Origin of the sequence: Kitasatospora sp. NPDC096204, assembly GCF_044763205.1 — a bacterium.
Classification (GTDB): Bacteria; Actinomycetota; Actinomycetes; order Streptomycetales; family Streptomycetaceae; genus Kitasatospora.
Map to the genome: position 1 here is coordinate 25,968 of NZ_JBIWFT010000004.1, position 22,569 is coordinate 48,536.

The 22,569-nt window shown below is 74.7% G+C and carries 24 protein-coding genes; 19 read left to right on the forward strand and 5 right to left on the reverse strand.

From position 1 onward, the window contains the following. Positions 1-132 precede the first annotated feature (132 nt). Positions 133-615: a signal peptide protein gene (locus ACIQ87_RS05575; RefSeq protein WP_402401949.1), complete on the reverse strand. Its 483-nt coding sequence runs from the start codon at positions 613-615 to the stop codon at positions 133-135. A gap of 289 nt (positions 616-904) precedes the next feature. Between ACIQ87_RS05575 and ACIQ87_RS05580 the strand changes: the two genes are divergently transcribed. The 3 genes from ACIQ87_RS05580 (at position 905) to ACIQ87_RS05590 (ending at position 3,589) form a co-directional block, all read left to right on the forward strand. Next, positions 905-2,044: a PP2C family protein-serine/threonine phosphatase gene (locus ACIQ87_RS05580; RefSeq protein ID WP_402401952.1), complete on the forward strand. Its 1,140-nt coding sequence runs from the start codon at positions 905-907 to the stop codon at positions 2,042-2,044. Positions 2,045-2,136: 92 nt separating this feature from the next. Then, on the forward strand, positions 2,137-2,346 hold the full coding sequence (locus tag ACIQ87_RS05585; RefSeq protein WP_402401955.1) for a hypothetical protein: 210 nt from the start codon (positions 2,137-2,139) through the stop codon (positions 2,344-2,346). Then, positions 2,333-3,589 (forward strand): amidase, encoded by a 1,257-nt coding sequence (locus tag ACIQ87_RS05590; RefSeq protein ID WP_402401957.1) that lies wholly within the window; start codon positions 2,333-2,335, stop codon positions 3,587-3,589. Before ACIQ87_RS05585 ends, ACIQ87_RS05590 begins: the two co-directional genes overlap by 14 nt. A gap of 34 nt (positions 3,590-3,623) precedes the next feature. Here the strand turns inward: ACIQ87_RS05590 and ACIQ87_RS05595 are convergent, their stop codons facing one another. Further along, positions 3,624-4,055, reverse strand: coding sequence for a GNAT family N-acetyltransferase (locus ACIQ87_RS05595; RefSeq protein ID WP_402401960.1), 432 nt, complete (start codon positions 4,053-4,055; stop codon positions 3,624-3,626). A 148-nt stretch (positions 4,056-4,203) separates the two neighbouring features. Between ACIQ87_RS05595 and ACIQ87_RS05600 the strand changes: the two genes are divergently transcribed. The 15 genes from ACIQ87_RS05600 to hypE all read left to right on the forward strand — a co-directional run bounded on the left by ACIQ87_RS05600 (position 4,204) and on the right by hypE (position 18,962). Then, positions 4,204-5,907 (forward strand): enoyl-CoA hydratase-related protein, encoded by a 1,704-nt coding sequence (locus ACIQ87_RS05600; protein WP_402401963.1) that lies wholly within the window; start codon positions 4,204-4,206, stop codon positions 5,905-5,907. 133 nt (positions 5,908-6,040) lie between these two features. Further along, positions 6,041-7,105 (forward strand): hydrogenase expression protein HypE, encoded by a 1,065-nt coding sequence (locus ACIQ87_RS05605; protein ID WP_402401966.1) that lies wholly within the window; start codon positions 6,041-6,043, stop codon positions 7,103-7,105. Between the two features lie 136 nt (positions 7,106-7,241). Then, entirely contained in the window at positions 7,242-9,029 is a 1,788-nt protein-coding gene (locus ACIQ87_RS05610; protein WP_402401969.1) for a nickel-dependent hydrogenase large subunit, read from the forward strand. Beyond that, positions 9,026-9,493 carry a thioredoxin gene (locus tag ACIQ87_RS05615; RefSeq protein WP_392877516.1) on the forward strand — a complete coding sequence of 156 codons (468 nt, stop codon included), beginning with the start codon at positions 9,026-9,028 and terminating at the stop codon, positions 9,491-9,493. The genes ACIQ87_RS05610 and ACIQ87_RS05615 overlap by 4 nt, the downstream gene beginning before the upstream one ends. Then, on the forward strand, positions 9,490-10,137 hold the full coding sequence (locus tag ACIQ87_RS05620) for a DUF5947 family protein (protein ID WP_402401973.1): 648 nt from the start codon (positions 9,490-9,492) through the stop codon (positions 10,135-10,137). Before ACIQ87_RS05615 ends, ACIQ87_RS05620 begins: the two co-directional genes overlap by 4 nt. Further along, complete coding sequence (locus ACIQ87_RS05625; RefSeq protein ID WP_402401976.1) at positions 10,134-10,775, forward strand: DUF6084 family protein; 642 nt, start codon at positions 10,134-10,136, stop codon at positions 10,773-10,775. The genes ACIQ87_RS05620 and ACIQ87_RS05625 overlap by 4 nt, the downstream gene beginning before the upstream one ends. After that, positions 10,772-12,139, forward strand: a complete 1,368-nt coding sequence (locus ACIQ87_RS05630; protein ID WP_402401979.1) for a hypothetical protein — start codon at positions 10,772-10,774, stop codon at positions 12,137-12,139. Before ACIQ87_RS05625 ends, ACIQ87_RS05630 begins: the two co-directional genes overlap by 4 nt. After that, positions 12,136-12,645, forward strand: a complete 510-nt coding sequence (locus tag ACIQ87_RS05635) for a hydrogenase maturation protease (RefSeq protein ID WP_402401982.1) — start codon at positions 12,136-12,138, stop codon at positions 12,643-12,645. The genes ACIQ87_RS05630 and ACIQ87_RS05635 overlap by 4 nt, the downstream gene beginning before the upstream one ends. Beyond that, on the forward strand, positions 12,639-12,743 hold the full coding sequence (locus tag ACIQ87_RS05640; protein ID WP_402401984.1) for a DUF6893 family small protein: 105 nt from the start codon (positions 12,639-12,641) through the stop codon (positions 12,741-12,743). The genes ACIQ87_RS05635 and ACIQ87_RS05640 overlap by 7 nt, the downstream gene beginning before the upstream one ends. A gap of 134 nt (positions 12,744-12,877) precedes the next feature. Then, complete coding sequence (hypA, locus tag ACIQ87_RS05645) at positions 12,878-13,258, forward strand: hydrogenase maturation nickel metallochaperone HypA (RefSeq protein ID WP_402401987.1); 381 nt, start codon at positions 12,878-12,880, stop codon at positions 13,256-13,258. 5 nt (positions 13,259-13,263) lie between these two features. Then, positions 13,264-14,079, forward strand: a complete 816-nt coding sequence (hypB, locus tag ACIQ87_RS05650; RefSeq protein ID WP_402401990.1) for a hydrogenase nickel incorporation protein HypB — start codon at positions 13,264-13,266, stop codon at positions 14,077-14,079. Next, a complete protein-coding gene (gene hypF, locus ACIQ87_RS05655; protein WP_402401993.1) occupies positions 14,076-16,388 on the forward strand; it encodes a carbamoyltransferase HypF in 2,313 nt (770 codons plus the stop codon). Before hypB ends, hypF begins: the two co-directional genes overlap by 4 nt. Before the next feature lie 6 nt (positions 16,389-16,394). After that, on the forward strand, positions 16,395-16,697 hold the full coding sequence (locus ACIQ87_RS05660) for a HypC/HybG/HupF family hydrogenase formation chaperone (RefSeq protein WP_402401995.1): 303 nt from the start codon (positions 16,395-16,397) through the stop codon (positions 16,695-16,697). Next, positions 16,694-17,845 carry a hydrogenase formation protein HypD gene (gene hypD, locus ACIQ87_RS05665; RefSeq protein WP_402401997.1) on the forward strand — a complete coding sequence of 384 codons (1,152 nt, stop codon included), beginning with the start codon at positions 16,694-16,696 and terminating at the stop codon, positions 17,843-17,845. Before ACIQ87_RS05660 ends, hypD begins: the two co-directional genes overlap by 4 nt. A gap of 31 nt (positions 17,846-17,876) precedes the next feature. Further along, positions 17,877-18,962 (forward strand): hydrogenase expression/formation protein HypE, encoded by a 1,086-nt coding sequence (gene hypE, locus ACIQ87_RS05670; RefSeq protein WP_402402727.1) that lies wholly within the window; start codon positions 17,877-17,879, stop codon positions 18,960-18,962. A gap of 94 nt (positions 18,963-19,056) precedes the next feature. On the opposite strand, the gene ACIQ87_RS05675 is transcribed toward hypE, so the two are convergent. After that, positions 19,057-19,743 carry a prolyl oligopeptidase family serine peptidase gene (locus ACIQ87_RS05675; RefSeq protein ID WP_402402000.1) on the reverse strand — a complete coding sequence of 229 codons (687 nt, stop codon included), beginning with the start codon at positions 19,741-19,743 and terminating at the stop codon, positions 19,057-19,059. Between the two features lie 327 nt (positions 19,744-20,070). Between ACIQ87_RS05675 and ACIQ87_RS05680 the strand changes: the two genes are divergently transcribed. Further along, positions 20,071-20,787 (forward strand): hypothetical protein, encoded by a 717-nt coding sequence (locus tag ACIQ87_RS05680; protein ID WP_402402002.1) that lies wholly within the window; start codon positions 20,071-20,073, stop codon positions 20,785-20,787. A gap of 15 nt (positions 20,788-20,802) precedes the next feature. Here the strand turns inward: ACIQ87_RS05680 and ACIQ87_RS05685 are convergent, their stop codons facing one another. After that, complete coding sequence (locus tag ACIQ87_RS05685) at positions 20,803-21,759, reverse strand: helix-turn-helix transcriptional regulator (protein ID WP_402402005.1); 957 nt, start codon at positions 21,757-21,759, stop codon at positions 20,803-20,805. Positions 21,760-21,849: 90 nt separating this feature from the next. Next, positions 21,850-22,434 (reverse strand): pyridoxamine 5'-phosphate oxidase family protein, encoded by a 585-nt coding sequence (locus tag ACIQ87_RS05690; protein ID WP_402402007.1) that lies wholly within the window; start codon positions 22,432-22,434, stop codon positions 21,850-21,852. Positions 22,435-22,569 lie beyond the last annotated feature (135 nt).

Sequence of the window (22,569 nt, forward strand, 5' to 3'; positions counted from 1 at the left end):
GGCCTTCGGGGGCACCCTGGCCGGCCCGATCCGGCGCGACGCCATGGCCGGCACCCCGGCCGGGACCTTCACCCCGGTCCAGCTGCCCTGAGCCGCTGACCCGGGGGCGGGCAGGACTCATCGGCGCGGGAATCACCCGTAGAGCGCCACCCTGGGCTCGACCGTCCCCTGTGCGTCGGCCGCCCCGACGACGGTGACCCGGTAGTGCTCGGTCAGGGTGTGGTGGCTGTGCAGGACGAGCTTGGCCGGGACGAGCTTGGTGTACAGCGTCCCGGTCTGGCTGGCGAGCGGTGTGGTGCGCCAGTGGCCGTCCGGGGAGAGCACCTCGAGCCGGATGGCGGCCGGGTCGAGGAAGGGCCCGTTCTGGGGGGACTCGATGAGGACCTGCGGGGCCACCGTCCGGTCCGCCGAGGAGTCGTTGCGGTAGGTGACGGTGACCTCCCGCTGCGCGTGGTCGCGCGGCAGCGGGGAGGTGGGCATCTCCACGAAGGTGGTCGGCGGGGCGGCCGGCGCACTGGTCGCGGCCTGGGCCGGGGCGGTGAGCAGGGCGGTGGGCACGGCGGCGACGGCCGCGGCCAGGGCCAGGCTCCGACGGGGGATCTTCCGGGTACGCATGGCGCCTCCTTCGGCCGACGGCCAGGGCACGCGGGTGCGCCGACTGGTCCGGGCAGGTCCGTACGGCACCACCCTGCCCCCTCACCCGGAAGGCCGCACGCCGGGCCCGGCCGGAGCGCCGGGAGCGGCGCCGCGACTGGGCCGAACGTGCGACGGCCGGAGCCGCCGGGCCGGGGCGCCGCCCGCGCCGGGAGCGGGCCCCTTACCGTGGGCGCAACCTCGGCCCGGTGCCCTCGCCCGCGCGGGGCGTCCGGAGGCCGGGGCAGGTCGCGAGATGGGGAGGGACGGCGTGCGGGCGCGTTCGGTGGAGGAGCCGGGGCAGCGGACGCCGATCCTGATCCGGTACGGCCACCGCTCCTGGCTGGTGCCCGTGGCGGTGCTGGGGCTGGTGGTGGGGGTGGACGCGGCCACGCCGGAGACCTTCGCGTCGGTCAGCTGGCTGGTCATGGTCCCGGTGGTGGCCGCCGGGCTCTGCGGTCCGGCCGCCACCGTGCTGTTCGCCCTCCTCGCCATCGCCGCCTACCCCGCCCTGGACAGCATCTGGGGCAAGTCCCAGGGGACCGAGGACTTCCTGCTGGTGATCGCGGGGGCCGCTCTCTCGGTGCCGATCAGCATCTTCCGTGCCCGCGCCGCCGGCTATGTCCGCCACCTCCAGGGCGCGGCCGAGACCACCCGGCAGGTGGTGCTGCGCCCGGTGCCCCCGGGGTGGGGCGGGGTGGACTCGGCGGCGCGCTACCTGGCCGCGGACGTCGAGGCCCGGGTGGGCGGCGACTTCTACGACGTGCTGGCCACCCCGTTCGGGGCGCGGGTCATCCTCGGCGACGTCCAGGGCAAGGGCCTGCCGGCCGTCTCCGCGGCGGCGGCCCTGGTCGGCTGCTTCCGGGAGGCCGCCTTCCACGAGGGCGACCTGGCCACCGTCGCGGCCTGGCTGGAGGAGCGGCTGCACCGGCAGAACCTGCTGGCGGAGCGGCTGGGGGAGGGGGAGGAGCGGTTCGCGACGGCGGTGATGGTCTGCTTCCCCGCCGACGCGCCGGGGGAGGTGGAGGTGGTCAACTTCGGCCATGACAGCCCCCATGTGCTCGGCCCCGAGGGCGTGCGGCAGCTGCCGCCGGGCGACGGCGCGCCGATCGGGCTGGCCCAGCTGGCCGGCGGGCTGCCGCTGGTGCGGAGGCTGCGGCTGGGCCCGGGGGAGACGGTGCTGATCGTCTCCGACGGGGTGACGGAGGCCCGTGACCGCACGGGCGCGTTCTTCTCCCTGCGCGCCCACCTGGACCGGCTGGCCGCCGGCCCGGGAACGGTCGACCCGGGGCGCCTGGTCGACGAGGTGGCCGCCGCGGTCCTGCGGCACACCGGCGGCCGGCTGACGGACGACACCGCCCTGCTCGCCGTCCGGACGCCGCCGGTGGAGCGGGCTGAGCCGGCGGGCTGAGCCCGGAGTGGGGTGGACGGCACCGCCGACGGGGATCCTCCGTCCGACGTCCGAGTCACCCCGCCGCACCGGCCTCAGTCAGGAGCACACCCGTGGATTCCGCCGAACTCACCCCGTCCGAGGCCGCCCGGTGGGCCGCCCGGGCCGGACTCGACCTGCCGGCCGAGCGCCACGCCGCGGTGGCGGCCACCGCCCGGCGCCTCCAGTCCGTCGTCGCCGTCCTGCGGGAGCTGGACTACGGGGACACCCCGCCCGACGCCGTCTTCCGCGCGGCAGGGGAGCGGCCCGATGCGGCCGTATGAGCTGAGCCTCGCCGCCGCGGCGGCGGAGATCCGGGAACGGCGGCTGTCCCCCGTGGAACTGGTCGACTCCGTCCTCGGCCGCATCGACCGGGTGGAGCCGCACCTCGGCGCGTACGTCGCCGTCACCGCCGAGCAGGCCCGCGACGCGGCCCGCGAGGCCGAGCGGGAGATCGCCGGGGGCCGGTACCGGGGGCCGCTGCACGGTGTCCCGGTCGGGCTGAAGGACCTGATCGACGTCGCCGGCACGCCCACCACCGCGAGCTCCCGGGTCCGCGACGGCCACCGCGCGGCCGAGGACAGTACGGTCGCCGCCCGGCTGCGGGCCGCCGGGGCGGCGACCTTCGCCCTGGGCACCGACACCGGCGGGTCGATCCGGGTGCCCGCCGCGCTGAACGGGGTGGTCGGCCTCAAACCCACCTACGGGCTGGTGCCCCGGTACGGCGTCACCTCGCTGTCCTGGTCGCTCGACCATGTCGGGCCGATCACCCGGACCGTCGAGGACGCGGCCCTGGTCCTGGCCGCCATCGCCGGGTACGACCCGCGCGACCCCGCCTCGGTGACCGCCCCCGCCGTCGACTACCGGCCCGAGCGGGAGCCGGACCTGACGGGCGTGCGGGTCGGCGTGCCGGACGGCTACTACCTCGACCACGTCGACGAGGAGGTCGCGGCCGCCGTCCACCGCGCCGTCGCCCACCTGGAGGCCCTCGGTGCCAGACCCGTCGCCGTGGAGATCCCGATGGCGCGTTACCTCGTGCCCGCCCTGTGGGGCCTGACGGCGCCCGAGGCCGCCGCCTACCACGCGCGCACCCTGCGCACCGTCCCCGAGCTGTACCAGGCCGACGTCCGGGTGCTGCTGGAGGCCGGCGAACTGATCGGCGCGGGCGACTACCTGCGTGCCCAGCGCGCCCGGACGATGATCCGGGAGGCCTGGGCGCGGGTGCTGGCACAGGTCGAGGTGATCGCCGCCCCGACGGTGCCGACGACGGCGGTGCGGGCCGGCCAGGAGAGCGTCAGCTGGCCGGACGGCACCACCGAGAGCGTCCCGGAGGCCTACGTCCGGCTCTCCGCCCCGGCCAACGTCACCGGCGTGCCCGCCCTGTCCGTCCCGGCCGGCCACGACGGGGCGGGCCTGCCGATCGGCCTGCAGCTGCTCGGGCGGCCGTTCGGCGAGCGCACCCTGCTGCGGGTCGGCCACGCCTACGAGCGGACCCGGCCCGCGCGGGCGCTCGCGCCGGTGGTCTGAGCCCGCGGGGCACGTCCGGCAACGGGTGGGGCCGTCAGCGGCCTTCCATCAGGCGGTACATGCCGATCGAGTCGTGGGTGGCGGTGTCCGCGAAGCCGAACTTCTCGTAGAGGAAGCGGGCGGGGCCGTCCGCGATCAGCGAGACGTACGCGGTGGCGGGGGCCCGGCGCTCCAGCTCCTCGGTGAGTGCCGCCATGATGCGCTTGCCGAGGCCGTGGCCCTGGTGCGCGGGGTGGACGCAGATGTCGGTGATCTGGAACGCGGTGCCGCCGTCGCCGATGATCCGCCCCATGCCGACGGGCTCGCCCTCGTGGTGGAGGACCACGCCGTACCAGGTGTTGGGGAGGGCGAGCGCGACCGCCTCGGGCGCCTTGTCGGAGAGCCCGGCGTCGGTGCGCAGGCGGCGGAAGACCTCGACGGTGGGCACGCCGGGACGAAGCTCGTAAGGGTCACTTATCAGAGACATGACTTACATGCTACCCGCCCGGCCCTGCCGTCCGGCTCCGGCCGCTCGGGTGAACGCGCGGCGCGACATGCCGGACCGGGCGGGGGGTCGTGGAGGCGGAGGTGATGATCGCCGGGTTCCCCGGAGCCCCACCCCCTCGGAGGCGGACATGCGGATTCTTCTCCTCGTCAGCGCGTTCAACAGCCTCGGCCAGCGGCTGCATGCCGAACTGCGTGACCGGCGCCACACCGTGGACGTTCAACTGGCCGGTGACGACGAGGAGTTGCTCGAAACGGCGGGCCGGCTGAAACCCGACCTGGTGCTCGCCCCGATGCTCCGCACGGCGATCCCCCGGAAGCTCTGGTCACGGCTCACCTGCCTCGTCGTCCACCCCGGACCGCCCGGCGACCGCGGCCCCTCCTCCCTCGACCGGGCGATCCAGGAGGGCCGCGCCGCATGGGGCGTGACGGTGCTCCAGGCCGAGGCGGAGATGGACGCCGGCCCGGTCTGGGCCTGGGCGCCCTGCCTGCTGCCCGAGTACGGCAAGAGCGACCTCTACCGCAACGAGGTCGCCGACGCGGCGGTGGCGGCCGCGCTGCTCGCCGTGGAGCGCTTCGCCTCCGGCACGTACGCGCCGCAGCCGCAGTCCGGCCCCGGCTGGAGCGCCGCGGTGCGCACCCGGCCCGTCCTGCGCCAGGAGGAGCGCCGGATCGACTGGGCGACCGACCCCACCGGGGAGGTGCTGCGCAGGCTCCGTGCCGCGGACTCCCGCCCCGGGGTGCTCGACGAACTGTGCGGCGGCACCTGGTACCTGCACGGAGGGCACCGGGAGACGGAGCTGCGCGGCCGCCCGGGCGAGCTGCTCGCCACCCGGGCCGGCGCCCTCTGCCGCGCCACCGTGGACGGCGCGGTGTGGATCCCGGAACTGCGCCGCCACACCCCCGGCGGCCCCGCGGGCGTCAAACTCCCCGCGGTGACGGCGCTCGGCGGCCTGCTGCCCGCCCTGCCGGAGGCGCCGGCGCCGCTGATGCCGGAGGAGGAGGAGGAGGAGGAGGAGGACGGCCCGGTTTGGTCGGACCTGCGCTACCGCGAGGAGGGCCCGGTCGGCTTCCTGCGCTTCTCCTACCCCGGCGGCGCGATGTCCACCGGCCACTGCCGCCGGCTGCTGGCGGCCTACCGCTTCGCCCTCGCCCGCCCGACCTCGGTGCTGGTGCTCGGCGGCGGCCGGGACTTCTTCTCCAACGGCATCCACCTCAACGTGATCGAGGCCGCGGCGGACCCGGCCGTCGAATCCTGGGACAACATCACCGCGATGGACGAGCTGGTCGACGCGGTGCTCACCACCACCGACCGGCTGGTGGTCGCCGCCGTCGGGGGCAACGCCGCGGCCGGCGGGGTGATGCTGGCGCTGGCCGCGGACGAGGTGTGGTGCCGCGGCGGCTCCGTCCTCAACCCCCACTACCGGCTGATGGGGCTGTACGGGTCGGAGTACTGGACGTACACCCTGCCGCGCCGGGTCGGCGCGGCGGCGGCCGAGCGGCTGACCCACCAGGCCCTCCCGGTCTCCGCGGCCACCGCCGAGCGGATCGGCCTGGTCGACCGGGTGCTCGCCTGCGGTCCGGAGGAGTTCGAGCCGCGGGCGGCCCACCTGGCCGGGCTGCTCGCCGCCTCGCCCACCACCCAGCAGCGGATCGCGGCGAAGAAGGCCGCGCGCGAGGCCGACGAGCGGACGAAGCCGCTCGACGCGTACCGGGAGGAGGAGCTCGCGGTGATGCACCGGCAGTTCTTCACACCCGAATCGCCGTACCACGCGCTGCGTTCCGCGTTCGTCCACAAGCGCCCGGTGGCGACGGGGCCCTCCGCGCGGGCGTGACCCGAACGGCCCCGCCGGGCTTGCCTCCCCGGGCCCCGGTTCGCGCCGCGCGGACCGGCGCCCGGCCCGGACCGTTGCTATGACTGGCTTTCGAGCCATTCCCTCCGGCTCCCATCCCCGAGGAGGCATCCTCATGGGTGCTGCAACAGCTGCAACAGCTGCAACCACCGACACCGACGTGGTGCACATTCTCTGGATCAACGCGGGCCTCAGCTGCGACGGCGACTCCGTCTCGCTGACCGCCGCGATGCAGCCCAGCATCGAGGAGATCGTCACCGGCGCGCTACCCGGCCTGCCCAAGGTCGCGGTGCACTGGCCGCTGATCGACTTCGAGTGCGGCCCGGTCCAGGGCGCGGACAACTTCGTCGAGTGGTTCTTCAAGGCCGACCGCGGCGAGATCGAGCCGTTCGTGCTGGTCGTCGAGGGGTCCATCCCCAACGAGAAGATCAAGAAGGAGGGCTACTGGTGCGGCTTCGGCGACGACCCCGCCACCGGTCAGCCCATCACCACCAGCGAGTGGCTGGACCGGCTCGCTCCCAAGGCGACCGCCGTGGTGGCGATCGGCACCTGCGCCACGTACGGCGGCATCCACGCGATGGCCGGCAACCCGACCGGCGCCATGGGCGTGCCGGACTACCTCGGCTGGGACTGGAAGTCCAAGGCGGGGCTGCCGATCGTCTGCGTGCCGGGCTGCCCGATCCAGCCCGACAACTTCGCCGAGACGCTCACCTACCTGCTGTACCAGCTGGCCGGCTCCGCGCCGATGATCCCGCTGGACGACAAGCTGCGGCCCGCCTGGCTGTTCGGCGCCACCGTGCACGAGGGCTGCGACCGCGGCGGCTACTACGAGCAGGGCCAGTTCGCCACCGACTACGGCACCCCCGAGTGCCTGGTGCGCCTCGGCTGCTGGGGCCCGGTCGTGAAGTGCAACGTCGCCAAGCGCGGCTGGACCAACGGCATCGGCGGCTGCCCGAACGTGGGCGGCATCTGCATCGCCTGCACCATGCCGGGCTTCCCGGACAAGTTCATGCCCTTCATGGACCCGCCGCCCGGCTCCCGGGTCTCGTCCAACGCCAGCAGTGCGTACGGCACGCTGATCCGCCGGCTGCGCGCGATCACGCTGAACACCCTGGACAAGGAACCGAAGTGGCGCCACACCGGCCGCCAGCTGACCACGGGCTACCGACCGCCCTGGTGACGACCGCCGGAGGGCCGCACACCACCCGGTGTGCGGCCGCCGCCGACCCTCTCCCGCCCGCCGGGGCCCCGCGCCCTCCCCACCGATCCCGCCCGCCGAGGGCCCCGCTCCCAGAGACAAGGACACGACAGCAACGATGGCAACTCCGACCACCAGGGCGGCCGGCGACGGCAGCGGCCTGACCGAGATGTCCTGGGACCCGATCACCCGGATCGTGGGCAGCCTGGGCATCCACACGAAGATCGACTTCAAGCAGAAGAGGGTCGCGGAGTGCTACAGCACCTCCTCGGTCTTCCGCGGCTACAGCGTCTTCATGCGCGGCAAGGACCCGCGCGACGCCCACTTCATCACCAGCCGGATCTGCGGGATCTGCGGCGACAACCACGCCACCTGTTCCGTCTACACCCAGAACATGGCGTACGGGGTGAAGCCCCCGCACCTGGGGGAGTGGATCATCAACCTCGGTGAGGCCGCCGAGTACATGTTCGACCACAACATCTTCCAGGAGAACCTGGTCGGGGTCGACTACTGCGAGAAGATGGTCCGCGAGACCAACCCGGGCGTCCTGGAGCAGGCCGAGCGCACCGAGGCCCCGCACGCCGGCGACCACGGGTACAAGACCATCGCCGACATCATGCGCTCGCTCAACCCCATCGAGGGCGAGTTCTACCGCGAGGCGCTCCAGGTCAGCCGGTACACCCGGGAGATGTTCTGCCTGATGGAGGGCCGCCACGTGCACCCCTCCACGCTCTACCCGGGCGGCGTCGGCACGGTCGCGACGGTGCAGCTGTTCACCGACTACCTGACCCGGCTGATGCGCTACGTCGAGTTCATGAAGAAGGTCGTGCCGCTGCACGACGACCTCTTCGACTTCTTCTACCAGGCCCTGCCCGGCTACGAGGAGGTCGGCCGCAGGAGGGTCCTGCTCGGCTGCTGGGGCAGCCTCAACGACCCGGACCACTGCGACTTCACCTACCGCAACATGACGGACTGGGGCCGGCGGATGTTCGTCACCCCCGGCGTCGTGGTCGACGGCAAGCTCGTCACCAACGACCTGACGCAGATCAACCTGGGCATCCGCATCCTGCTCGGCAGCTCCTACTACGAGGACTGGCAGGGCAAGGACCTGTTCGTCACCCACGACCCGCTGGGCAACCCCGTCGACCCCCGGCACCCGTGGAACCAGCACACCATCCCCGCCCCGCAGAAGCGGAACTTCGACGACAAGTACAGCTGGGTGATGTCCCCGCGCTGGTTCGACGGCAAGGACCACCTCGCCCTCGACACCGGCGGCGGCCCGATCGCCCGGCTGTGGTCCACCGCCCTGTCCGGGCTGGTCGACATCGGCTACGTCAAGGCCACCGGCCACAGCGTCCGGATCAACCTGCCCCGCTCGATGACCAAGCCCGAGGTCACCTTCGAGTGGAAGATCCCGCAGTGGAGCAACGCCATCGAGCGCAACCGCGCCCGCACCTACTTCCAGGCGTACGCGGCCGCCGCCGCCCTGCACTTCGCCGAGAAGGCGCTCGACGAGGTCCGCGCCGGGCGCAGCCAGACCTGGGAGCGCTTCGAGGTGCCGGACGAGTCGATCGGCTGCGGCTTCACCGAGGCCGTGCGCGGCGTGCTCTCGCACCACATGGTGATCCGCGACGGCAAGATCGCCAACTACCACCCGTACCCGCCCACCCCCTGGAACGCCAGCGTCCGGGACAGCTACGGCACGCCCGGCCCGTACGAGGACGCGGTGCAGAACACCCCGATCTTCGAGGAGAACCCCCCGGACACCTTCAAGGGCATCGACATCATGCGCGCGGTGCGCAGCTTCGACCCCTGCCTGCCCTGCGGCGTGCACATGTACGTCGGCGGCGGGCGCACCGTGCGGACCATGCACGTGCCCACCGGCCTGAGCGGGCTCACCGCATGACGGCCGAGCGGACCGGGCAGCGGATCCAGCAGGCCCTGGACGACCTGGCCGGCAGCGGCGCCGAGCAGGCGGGCGAGCAACTGGTCAGGGAACTCATGGAGTTCTACGGCCAGGGCCTGGCCCGGATGGTCCCGGCGCTGCCCCCGCCCGCGCTGGACCGGATGCTGGACGACCCGGCCGTGGCCGGGCTGCTGCTCCTGCACGACCTGCACCCCGAGGACCTCCCCGCCCGGATCGACCGGGCCCTGGCCAACCTGCCCGAGCGGGTCGAGGTGGCCGGCTTCGACCAGGCCACCGGCGTCCTGCGGCTGCGCCGCACCGCCACCGGCTGCGGCTGCGGCGAACAGGAGGTGGAGGCCGTCCTCGCCTGCCACGCGCCCGAGGTGACGGCCGTGGAACTGGAACGCGCCCCCCAGCTGCTGCAGATCGGCACCCGCCCGCCGCAGCCCGCGGAGGCGCGATGAACACCCGCCGGATCTCCCGCGACGGCACGGCCCTGTTGCACCGGCTGCGCGAACCGGCCCCGCCGCGCCCCGAGCAGTGCGCGTTCTGCGGCCGGGACCTGCCCGACGGCCACCGCCACCTGGTGGACGTCGAGGAACGCGCCCTGGCCTGCGCCTGCACCGCCTGCGGCCTGCTGTTCCAGCAGCCGGGCGCGGCCGGCGGCCGCTACCGCACCGTGCCGGACCGCTACCTCGCCGACCCGGACGGCGAGCTGGACCAGCAGGCCTGGTCGGCGCTGGGCATCCCGGTGGGCACCGCCTTCCTGTTCCGCAACACGGTGCTGGACCAGCTCCTCGCCTTCTACCCCGGCCCGGCCGGCGCCACCGAGAGCGAGCTGGACGCGCAGGCCTGGCAGCGCGCCCTCGGCGGCAGCCGGCTGGCCGACGCCCTGGAGCCGGACGTGGAGGCGCTGCTGCTGCGCCGCACCGAGGAGCGCGTGACGTGCTTCCTGGTGCCGATCGACGTCTGCTACGAACTGGTCGGCCGGCTGCGCCGGTGCTGGCACGGCTTCGACGGCGGCGCCGAGGCGCGCGCCGAACTCGACGCGTTCTTCGCGCGGCTGGCCGAGCGGGCCCGCCCGCTGCCCGCGGAGGTGACGGCGTGACGGCGCTCGCCTTCGCCTGCACCGGCGTGCGCTCCGACCCGTACGCGGCCGGGCCGACCCTGGTGTTCCGGCTGCGGATCACCGCCCCGGCCGACACCCGGGTGCACGCCCTCGCCCTCCAGTGCCAGCTGCGGATCGAACCGGGCCGCCGGCCGTACGGCGACGCCGAGGGCGAGCGGCTGGCCGATCTGTTCGGCGGCCGGGAGCGCTGGGCGACCACGCTCAACCCGGTCCAGTTCGCCACCGTGCCGCTGCTGGTGCCCGGCTTCACCGGCGGGACGGAGATCGACCTCGCGGTGCCCTGCACCTACGACCAGGACGTCGCCTCGGCCCGCTACTTCCGGGCGCTGGACGGCGGCGAGGTGCCGCTGCTGCTGCTCTTCTCCGGCACCGCCTTCGCCGGCCCCGCCGGGTTCCAGGTCAGCCCGGTGCCCTGGGACCGGGAGGCCAGGGTGCGGATGCCGGTCGGGGTCTGGCGGGAGGCGATCGACCGGCACTTCCCCGGCAGCGGCTGGCTGCGGCTGCCGGACGGGGTGATGGACGAGCTGCTGGCCTACCGCTCCCGGCGGGCCCTGCCCTCCTGGGAGGCGACGGTGCGCGAGCTGCTCGCCGCGGCGATCGAGGGGACGGTCCGGTGAGCGGCTTCCCCGAGCGGATCGAGCGCGGCTTCGCGGCCGCCCGGCAGATCGCCGACGCGGTGCTGCTGGAGGGCTACGTGCTCTACCCGTACCGCGCCTCGGCGGCCAAGAACCGGCTGCGCTGGCAGTTCGGCGTCCTGGTGCCGCCCGAGTACACCGTGCAGGGCGGCGAGCACTCCCACCAGCGCACCGAGTGCGTGATGGAGGCGCGCGGCGGGGACCTGCTGGCGGTCGAGCTGCGGTTCCTACGGGTCCAGCGGCGCACCGTCGAGCGGGCCACCGCGGCCGGCTTCGAGTCGGTCGAGCGGCTGGAGCTGGCCGACCGGGACCTCGTCGAGTGGGACGAGGGCGTCGAGGAGCGGATCGAACTCCTCATTCCGGTCGAGGAGTTGGAAGGCGACGGGGTGCAGCGGCCGTTCCGGCTGCCGGGCGTCGGCGAGACCGGGCTGGTGCACGAGGACGGCAAGGTCGTCGGCCGGCTGGTGCGGCGGCGCGAACAGGTCGACGGCCTGGTCTGGCTGCGGGCCGAGGACGTGCCAGGCCCTTACCTGGCGCGGCGGCTGACCGTCGAGGTGGAGAACACCTCCGACTGGACGCCGCCCCGGCGGGCCACCCGCGACCAGGCGCTGCCGCGCTCACTGGTCTCCGCCCACCTGCTGCTCGGGCTGGAGCGCGGCCGCTTCCTGTCCGTCACCGACCCGCCCGAGTGGGCCCGTCCGGCCGTCGAGCGGTGCCGCAACGAGCGCACCTGGCCGGTGCTGGCCGGGCCGGAGGGCGAGCGCGGCGTGGTGCTGTCCTCGCCGATCATCCTGGAGGACCACCCGCGGATCGCCCCCGAGAGCCTCGGCACCCTGTACGACGCCACCGAGATCGACGAGATCCTGGCCCTGCGGACGGCGGCCCTGACCGAGGAGGAGAAACGGGAGGCCCGCGGCACCGACGAGCGGGCCGGCGCGGTGATCGACCTGGCCGAGTCCATGCCGCCCGAGGTGCTGGAGCGGCTGCACGGGGCCATCCGCGGGCTGCGCGAGGTCACCGGCGGCGCCGGAGCGGCCGAACAGCCGTGGTGGGACCCGGGCGACGACCCGCAGGTCGACCCCGAACGGGACCGGGTGCTGGTCGACGGCCGGGAGGTCGGCGCCGGCAGCCGGGTGCTGCTGCGGCCCGGCCGGCGGCGCACCGACGCCCAGGACCTCTTCCTGGACGGGCGTACCGGCGTCGTGGAGGCGGTGCTGCACGACGTCGACGGCTCGGTGCACCTGGCCGTCACGGTCGAGGACGACCCGGGCGCCGACCTGTGGCGCGCCCAGGGGCGCTTCCGCTACTTCCAACCCGACGAGGTCACACCGCTGGAGGAGTCGTGACGGGCGCCACGGTGCTGGTCGCCGGGGTGGGCAACATCTTCCTCGGCGACGACGGCTTCGGCGTCGAGACCGTCCGGCGGCTGGCCGCCCACCCGCTGCCGGCCGGCGTCGAGCTGGTCGACGTCGGCGTGCGCGGCGTGGACCTGGCGTACCGGCTGCTCGACGGCCACCGCACCGCCGTCCTGGTGGACGCCACCTGCCGCGGCGGAGCGCCCGGCACCGTCTACCTGATCGAGGCGGACGCCGAACAGCCGCTGGAGGTACCGGTCCTGGACGGGCACCGGATGGGGCCGGAGGCCGTACTGGCCCTGCTCGCCACGCTCGCCGCCGGCACCGGCGGCGAGCCGCCCGAACGGGTGCTGGTGGTCGGCTGCGAGCCGGCCTCGCTGGAGGAGGGCATCGGGCTGAGCGAGCCCGTCGCCGCCGCCGTGGAGGAGGCGGTCCGAGTGGTCCTGCGCGTCGTGGACGAGGCCGCGCAACCGGAGAAGGAGACGACACCATGCTGAGGAAACTGTTCTGCGTCGCCCTGCTGGCGGGGATCGGCGCACTGCTCTGGCAGAGCCTGCCGGACATCAGGCGGTACCTGCACATCTCCCGGATGTGACCGGGGGAGACCCGTGCGGTGCGGATTGCTGCGAACGGTGCAGCCCCGCACCCGGTGGCGGCGCGGCTTCGGGCCGACGCCGCCACCGCGCCCTGTAATGGGGCGCGTTGCCGCCCGCTCCGGGAAGGGGACCCATGCACGAGATGTCGATCGCCGAGGCCGTCGTCGAGCAGGTGGACACGGCCGCGCGCGAGCACGGGGCCCCCGGGGTGGCGCGGGTGCGCCTGCGGGTGGGCGAGCTGGCCGGCGTGGTGCCCGACGCCCTCGACTTCTGCTTCGAACTGGCCTGCGCCGGAACGCTGGTGGCGGGCGCGGTGCTGGACACCGAGTCCGTCCCGGCCCGGGCCCGCTGCACCCCCTGCGCGGTCGAGTGGGCGGTCGGCATGCCGCCGGACCTCGGCTGCCCCGACTGCGGCTGCGGTGGCGGCGTGGAGCTGCTGTCCGGCCGTGAACTGCAGATCCTCGACGTCGAGTGGTCACGGAGCCCCGGCGTCCGGGCCGAACAGAAAGGCTGATGCCGATGTGCCGCACGGTCGACCTCCGTCAGGCGGTCCTCGCCCGCAACGACGACAGCGCCCGCCGGCTGCGGGCGGCGCTGGCGGAGCGGGGCACGGTCGCGGTGAACCTGCTGTCCAGCCCCGGCAGCGGGAAGACCGCGCTGCTGGAGGCCGAGCTGACCCTGGCCCGGCGGCGCGGGGTGGCGGTCGCCGCGCTCACCGCCGACCTCGCCACCGAGAACGACGCCCGCCGGCTGGCCCGCTCGGGCGCCCCGGTGAAGCAGGTGCTGACCGACGGGCTCTGCCACCTGGAGGCGCGGATGCTCGCCGGGCACCTGGACGGCTGGCTGCCCGCCGAGTGCCGGCTGCTGTTCGTGGAGAACGTCGGCAACCTGGTCTGCCCGGCCTCCTACGACCTCGGCGAGACGCTGCGGGTGGTCCTGGCCTCGGTGACCGAGGGCGAGGACAAGCCGCTCAAGTACCCGACGGCCTTCGGGCCGGCCAACCTGGTGCTGGTGACCAAGGCCGACCTCGCCGCGGCGGCCGAGTTCGACGAGGCGGCGTTCCTGGCGAACGTCCAGCGGGTCAACCCCGGGGTGCCGGTGCTGCACACCTCCGCCCGGACGGGCGCGGGCGTCGGGGCGCTGCTGGACCGGGCGCTGGCCGTGCTGGACGGGGACGAGCCGCACCGGCCGGTGATGTCGGCGCCGGCACCGCACGAGCACGGGCACGAGCACGGGCATGAACACGAGCACGACCACGGGCACGAGCACGGGCGTGAACACGAACACGACCACGGGCACCACCAGGGCCACTTCGCCGTGGGGGAGGGCGCGTGACGGCCGGTCACCCCGGGCTCGACCGCGAGCGGCGGCGGGTCGCCGTCCGCGGCCTGGTGCAGGGGGTCGGCTTCCGGCCGTTCGTCCACACGCTGGCCGGTGAACTCGGACTGGCCGGCACCGTCACCAACACCGGCGAGGGCGTCCTGGTCGAGGTCGAGGGCAGCCCGGACGCCCTCGCGGCCTTCTGCCGACGGGTGGCGGGGGACGCGCCGCCACTCGCCCAGGTGCACTCGGTGGAACACGCGCCGCTCGCCGTCACCGGCGCCACCGGCTTCCGGATCGTCCCCTCCCGCCCCGACGGCCCCCGCACCACCCTGATCCCGCCCGACACCGCCGTCTGCGCCGACTGCCTCGCCGAACTCGCCGACCCGGCCGACCGCCGCCACCGGCACCCCTTCATCAGCTGCACCGACTGCGGCCCCCGGCACACCATCGTCACCGGCCTCCCGTACGACCGGGCCAACACCACCATGGCCGGCTTCCCGATGTGCCCGGACTGCGCCCGGGAGTACACCGACCCCGCGAACCGCCGCTTCCACGCCCAGCCCGTCGCCTGTCACGCCTGCGGGCCCAGGCTCGCGCTGACCGTGCCCGGCCGCCCCGACCTCGACGGGGAACAGGCCCTCGCCGAAGCCCGGCGGCTGCTCGCCGACGGCGCGATCCTCGCCGTCAAGGGCATCGGCGGCTACCACCTCGCCTGCGACGCGCGCGACGCCGCGGCCGTCGCCCTGCTGCGCCGGCGCAAGCGGCGCGGCGACAAGCCCTTCGCCGTGATGGCCCGCGACCTCGCCACCGTCGAGCGCCTGCTGCCCGTCGACCCGGTCGAACGGGAACTGCTCACCGGGCCCGTGAAGCCGATCGTCCTGCTCCGCCGTACGGGCCTGCCGGTCCCCGAGGGCGTGGCGCCGGGCAGCCCGGACCTCGGGGTGATGCTCCCGTACACGCCGCTGCACCACCTGCTGCTCGCCGCCCCCGGGCCGGACCTGCTGGTGATGACCAGCGCCAACCTCTCCGGCGAGCCGATCGTCACCGAGGACCGGGAGGCACTGGAGCGGCTCGCCCCGCTGGTCGACGGCTGGCTCACCCACGACCGGCCGATCCACGTCCCCTGCGAGGACTCGGTGGTGCGGGTGGTGGACGGCGAGCAGCTGCCGCTGCGCCGCTCGCGCGGGTACGCGCCGCTGCCGGTCCCGCTGCCGGTGCCGGTCCGCCCCGCGCTGGCCGTCGGAGGCGACCTCAAGAACACCTTCGCCCTCGCCCGGGACGGTTACGCCTGGCTGTCCGGCCACATCGGCGACATGGACGACCTGGCCACCCTGCGGGCCTTCGACCGGGCGGTCGAGCAGCTCGGCACGGTCAGCGGCGTGCGGCCAGAACTGCTGGTCGCCGACCGGCACCCCGGCTACCGCTCGCTGCGGCACGCCGAGCGGACCGCCGCCGGCCGGCCGGTGCACCGGGTGCAGCACCACCACGCCCACATCGCCGCGGTGATGGCCGAACACGGCCTGGACGGCGGCCACCCGGTACTCGGCGTGGCCTTCGACGGCACCGGCTACGGCGAGGACGGCGCGATCTGGGGCGGCGAGGTGCTGCTGGCCGACTACGACGGGTTCCGCCGCCTCGCCCACCTCGGGTACGTGCCGCTGCCGGGCGGCGACGCGGCCGTCGAGCGCCCGTACCGGACGGCGCTCGCCCACCTGCGCGCGGCCGGGCTGTCCTGGCTGCCCCGGCTGCCACCGGTCCGCGCCTGCGCGGCGGAGGAACTCGCCCTGCTGGAGCGACAGTTGGAGCGCCGGTTGAACTGCGTTCCGACCTCCAGCATGGGGCGGCTGTTCGACGCGGTGTCCGCGCTCGCCGGGGTCTGCCAGCGGGCCGGGTACGAGGCCCAGGCGGCGATCGAACTGGAGGCGGCGGCCTGCGCCTTCGTGCGGACGGGCGGCTACGCGTTCGGCCTCTCGGCGCGGGCGGGCGGCTGGACCGCCGACCCCTCGCCGGTGCTGGCCGCCGTGGTGGCCGACGTGACCGCGGGAGCCCCCGCCGGGCTGGTCGCCGCCCGCTTCCACCACGCGGTGGCCGAGCTGGTCCGGCGGATCTGCGCGGCCGTCCGGGAACGGCACGGCACCACCACCGTGGCGCTCAGCGGCGGGGTCTTCGCCAACGCGCTGCTCTCCTCGGCCTGCGCGAGCGGGCTCAGGGAGGACGGCTTCACCGTACTGCGGCACCGCCGGGTGCCCCCCAACGACGGAGGGCTGGCGCTGGGCCAGCTGATGGTGGCCGCCCGGTCGTCGGCCACCCGGGAGGAGTGAGAGCGGATGTGCCTGGCGGTGCCCGGCAGGGTGACGGAGATCGGGGAGCGGGACGGGACCAGGATGGCGGTGATGGATTTCGGCGGCGTGGTCAAGGACGTCTGCCTGGAGTACCTGCCCGACCTGGCGGTGGGGGAGTACGCGATCGTCCACGTGGGTTTCGCGCTGCAGCGCCTGGACGAGGAGTCGGCCCGGCGCACCCTCGCCCTCTTCGAGGAACTCGGGCTGTTGCAGGAGGAGTTCGGCGACCCGTGGGAGGCCGCCGAGGCGGTCGCGGCGGCCGGAGAGAACGAGGAGGCCGGACGGTGAAGTACCTGGAGGAGTTCCGCAACCCCGAGCTGGCGGCCGGGCTGCTCGCCGACATCAGGGCGACGGTCACCAGGCCGTGGGCGCTGATGGAGGTCTGCGGCGGCCAGACGCACAGCATCATCCGCCACGCCATCGACCAACTCCTGCCGGACGAGGTCGAGTTGATCCACGGCCCGGGGTGCCCGGTGTGCGTCACCCCGCTGGAGGCGATCGACCGCGCGCTGGCGATCGCCGCCCGGCCCGGAGTGGTCTTCTGCTCCTTCGGGGACATGCTGCGGGTGCCCGGCACCGACCGGGACCTGTTCCGGGTCCGCGGCGAGGGCGGCGACGTGCGGGTGGTGTACTCGCCGCTCGACGCGCTGCGGATCGCCCGGGAGAACCCGGACAAGGAGGTGGTCTTCTTCGGCATCGGCTTCGAGACCACCGCCCCGCCGAACGCCATGGCCGTCCACCTGGCCAGGAAGCAGGGGCTGCGCAACTTCAGCATGCTGGTCTCCCACGTCCGGGTGCCCCCCGCGATCGACGCGATCATGGACTCGCCGGACTGCCGGGTCCAGGGCTTCCTCGCCGCCGGGCACGTCTGCAGCGTGATGGGCACCGGCGAGTACCCGGCGCTGGCCGAGCGCCACCGGGTGCCGATCGTCGTCACCGGCTTCGAACCGCTGGACATCCTGGAGGGCATCCGGCGGACGGTACGGCAGCTGGAGCGCGGGGAGCACACCGTCGACAACGCCTACCCGAGAGCCGTCCGCCCCGAGGGCAACCCGGCGGCCCGCGCCATGCTGGAGGACGTGTTCGAGGTCGCCGACCGCTCCTGGCGGGGCATCGGGGTGATCCCGCTCAGCGGCTGGCGGCTCTCTCCCCGCTACCGGGACCACGACGCCGAGCACCGCTTCGACGTCGCGGGGATCACCACCCGCGAACCCGCCGCGTGCCGCAGCGGCGAGGTGCTGCAGGGGCTGCTGAAGCCCCACCAGTGCGAGGCCTTCGGCACCGTCTGCACCCCGCGCACACCGCTCGGCGCCACGATGGTGTCCAGCGAGGGGGCGTGCGCGGCGTACTACCTGTACCGGCGGTTGGGCATGCCGGACACGTCCGTCCGGGGCCGGGAGGCCCAGCGGGCCCAGGAGGCTGGTCGCGTTGGCTGACACCGAACTGCGCACCGAACCGCTCGGCGGACTGCCTGTCGGACTTCCCGGTGAACTTCCCACCGAGCGGCCGGACTTCTCCGGCTGGAGCTGCCCGCTGCCGCTGCGCGACCACCCCCGGGTGGTGATGGGTCACGGCGGCGGCGGGGCGCTGTCCGCCGAACTGGTGCAGAACCTCTTCGCGCCGGCCTTCGGCGGCCCGGTGCTCGCCGGACTCGGCGACTCCGCCGTGCTGGAGCTGGGCGGTACCCGGCTGGCCTTCTCCACCGACTCCTACGTGGTGCGGCCGCTGTTCTTCCCCGGCGGCTGCATCGGCGACCTCGCCGTCAACGGCACGGTCAACGACCTCGCCATGAGCGGGGCCAGGGCGGCCTACCTGTCCTGCGGCTTCATCCTGGAGGAGGGGGTGGAGATGGCCGTGGTGAACCGGGTCGCCCGGGCGCTCGGCGCGGCCGCCCGTACCGCCGGGGTGGAGATCGCCACCGGGGACACCAAGGTGGTCGAGGCCGGGCACGGGGACGGCGTCTACCTGAACACCGCCGGGATCGGGATCGTCCCGGCCGGGGTCGACATCCGGCCGCAGCGCGCCCGGCCCGGCGACGTGGTGATCGTCAGCGGGCCGATCGGGCTGCACGGCGTGGCGATCATGAGCGTCCGGGAGGGCCTGGAGTTCGGCGTCGAGGTGCGCAGCGACAGCGCGGCGCTCGGGGGCCTGGTCGAGGCGATGCTCGTGGCCACCGCCGACCTGCACGTGCTGCGCGACCCCACCCGGGGCGGCCTGGCGGCGGCGCTGAACGAGATCGCGGTCGCCGCCGGGGTCGGCGTCGTGATCGGCGAACGCGACGTCCCCGTCCCGGAGCCGGTGGCCAACGCCTGCGCGGTGCTGGGCCTGGACCCGATGTACATCGCCAACGAGGGCAGGCTCGTCGCCTTCGTCCCGCGCGGTTCGGCGGACTCCGTGCTCGCCGCCATGCGCGCCCACCCGCTCGGCGCGGAGGCGGTGGTGATCGGCGAGTGCGTCGAGGAGCACCCGGGGATGGTCGTCGCCCGGACCGGCTTCGGCGGCACCCGGGTGGTCGACCTGCCGATGGGTGAGCAGCTGCCGCGGATCTGCTGACGCCGCCTGCGCCGGTGCCGCCCCGGGGGCTTCTCCCCGGGGCGGCACCGGCGTTCGTGCCGCCCGGCCCGGCGCGGCGGGTCCGTCGGCGCGGTCACACGGGCCGTTCCGCCGCGAGGGGGCCGCGGTCGCGGGACTGGGTGAGCAGCCAGCCGTAGACCTCGGGATCGTCGTACGTCCGCGTCCAGGAGTCGTGGCCGACCCCGGGGTAGCGGGTGAACCGCACCGGGCCGCCCAGCTCCCGCAGCGCGTCGACCAGCCGCTCGGTGTGGGCGACCGGGATGACCTCGTCCTCGTCGCCGTGGAAGGTCCACACCGGTACGGTCGTGAGCCGCGGTGCGGACTCCCGCAGCCAGGAGCCGCAGACCGGCACGGCGGCGGCGAACCGGTGCGGGTACCGGGCGGCGAGCGCCCACGAGCCGGTGCCGCCCATGCTGAGGCCGGTCACGTACCGCCGGTCCGGGTCGACCCGGACCTCCTGTTCCACCTCCGCCACCAGGCCGGCCAGGGCGCTCAGCTCCGCCACCCAGGAACTGTGCGACGGGCACTGCGGGGCCACCACCACGAATGGCAGCCGCGCCCCCTCGGTGATCTGCCGCACCGGCCCGTGCGCGGTCAGGAGCGTCAGGTCCTCGCCGCGCTCCAGGGCGCCGTGCAGGAAGAGCAGCAGGGGCCACGGCTCGGGCCCGTCCTGGTAGCCGTCCGGCAGCGACAGCAGGTACCCCAGGTCGTTGCCGTCGTCGTCGACGGCGAACCGGCGGTGCTGGAAGGGTGCGGTCATCGGTTTCCTCACGGGCGCCGGGCGAGGGGACGGATCCGCCCCCCCCGCCATCCCTACCCGGGCGGGGGCCCGAAGGCATCGCCGTTCAGCGCACTCTCGCGGGGGGTTTGGCCGGGCAGCGGTTGACAGCGGGGTTACGGCGGTCGACACGGGTGAACAGAGGTGTTACACCAGGTGCGTTCAGCGCCTCGGGAGTGCTGTCCGCGTCGGACGCTCCGTCCTGCATGGCGGCAGGGAGGCGGCCGTGACCCTTCGTCGTACGGAAGTCGGAGTATGAGCCCACTGAATTCACCGGACTGGGAGGACGTCGTTGTCGGAGCGGCGGCCGTGGACGAACTACCCCTGTGGGGTGGTGAGTTGATCATCGAGCAGCCGACGGGGCGGTCGACGGGTCGGCCGGCGGCGGAAGGCGCGGACCTGCCGGACCTCAGGGCGCAGCTGTGTGAGCTGGCGGAGGCCTGGGAGGAGGTCGCGCCCGAGGAGCTCGACGCCTCCGACGACCTGCGGGCCGTTCTGGAGGCCGACGTGGAGGCGCTCCAGGCCCGCTGGCAGCACGTCGCCGGGCTCCCCGACGCGTCGGAAGCGGTGGCGGCCGGTCTGACGGGCCACTCGGGCGCTCGGGGCGGGGCGGCGGCCGTGAACGCCGCGCTGCGCGAGGTCGACCGGGACGACCTCGCCCTGCGCGGTGTCCCCGAGTGGCAGCAGCTTCGTGCCGTGCGTGACGCGGTCGCCCGGGTCTGGCAGACGCTCGTCGCGCGGGCCGGCGAGGCGGCGGGCCGGCTCCTCGGCGACCGCCGCGTGGCGGAGTTCCTGCGCACCATGTCGATCCGCGCCTGCGAGACGATCACCAGGCTCGCCCGGCTGGCGGCCGATCGCCTCCGCGGTGGCCGGGCGCCGGAGAACGCGGAGGCGCTCCTCGCGCTCGGCCGCGCGGCGAGTGCCTACGGCAGGTCCGCGCGGCTGTCGGGCGAGCCGGCCGCGGCGGAGGCGCTGCTCGTCCTCGGCGCCGGACCACGCGAGGACCCCGCCTGGCACGCCGTGTGAGCCCCGGGCCCGCTGTCAGGTGTAGAGGGCGGCGGCGCGGCGGGTCGCTTCGGCGAGGCGGGCGCGGAGTTCGGGCGGGTGGAGGACCTCGGCTTCCGGGCCGAGGCGGAGGAGTTCGAAGTAGCCGATCTCCCAGGACTCGATCGGCAGGGTCACGGTGACCCAGCCGTCGGCGTCCGGAGGGCCCGCGGTGGCGAGGGCGTCGGCCGCGGCGGTCGGTTCCAGCAGGGCGGCGAGGTTCTCGACGGCGAGCGGGCTCAGGCGCACCAGCGTCCGCTCGCGCAGCATGGCGCGGGTGAACTCCCGTGCCGCCGCCGCCCAGTGGTCGGCGAGGTCGAACTCCGGGTCGCGCTCGAACCGTTCGTCGCCGGCCTCGGCGGTCTCGAAGCGGTCGACCCGGTACGAGCCGAACCGGCCGGACGGGCCGCGCGCCACGAGGTACCACTGCCCGGCCTTCAGGACCAGGCCGTACGGCTCCAGCCGGCGCTCCCGGGTGCCGCCGCGCGCCGCGTAGCGGGCGTGGAGGACGCGGTCCTCCCACACGGCGCGCGACACCTCGGCGAGGAGCGGAGGGGTCCCGGCGTCGCGGAACCAGGCCGGTGCGTCGAGGTGGAAGCGCCGGGTGGCGGCGGCGGGGGCGTCGCCCAGGGCGGCGGCGACCTTCAGGCGTGCGGCGAGGGCCCGCCCGGCCAGGCCCATGTCGCGCAGCGGGCCCGGGAGTCCGGCCAGGTGCAGGACCTCGGCCTCGGCGCGGTCGAGACCGGTGAGGCGGGTGCGGTAGCCGTCGACGAGCCGGTAGCCGCCGCCGCGGCCGCGTTCCGCGTACACCGCGATGCCCGCCTCGGCCAGGGCGGCGACGTCCCGCTGGACGGTGCGCTCGGAGACCTCCAGCTCGGCGGCGAGTTCCGCGGCGGTCATCGTCCGCCGGGACTGGAGGAGCAGCAGCAGCGCGATGGCCCGGCTCGCCCGCACGTCGCTCCCTCCGTCGCCCGTCCTCGTCACGTACACCGGTTCGGTGTGACGTCGGCACCATTCTCCCCGGCCGCGGCGGTGCCCCGGACGTCAGGGACGGGCGTTCCGGGAGGCGTCCGGGACGGGGTCGGCCGCCGGCGTGGCGCCGGGGCCGAGGAGGGGGTCGACCTTGGCGAGGTCAAAGGCGAACGCGGTCATCCACTGTGGGTGCAGCCGGTAGTAGACCACGTCGTTGTCCCAGTCGAAGGCGTCGGCGCCGTAGAAGTCCCGGAAGTACGCGAGCAGGTCCGGCCAGTCGGCGGCCGGCTCGCCGTCGTGGGGGTTGAGGATCTCCACGGTGCCGTGGGTGAACACGCCCAGGTCCTCCCCGCGCATGTGCGCGGCGCTGACGGAGGGCCGGGCGGCGAGGTGCCGGGCCTTGGCGGCGGTGCGCGCGGTGCCGAAGTGCCACCTCCCGTGCAGGAAGTGCCCGTCCGCGCCGCTGATCCGCGGCTCGCCCTTCGCCGTCACGGTGGACAGTGCCAGCGTGCACATGCCGGTGAGCACGCGCGTGAGCTGCTCGGCGGTGAGCGTGACCTCGCTGGTGACGATCGACCGCAGGTGCGCGGTGGAGCGGGAGAGCGAGGCGTCGAGGAGGGCCTGGAGCCGACGGAGCTCGTCGGGTGTTTCGCGCATGGGGGTCCTTGTCTGTGCGGTGTTCCGGCCGTCGCCACCACGACGCCGGCCGGTGAACCCCACTGTCCCGGCCAAACCCGACAACCTCTGTCGTGTTTCCTGTCGTGTTTCCCGGACGGACCTCTCCGGACGGAC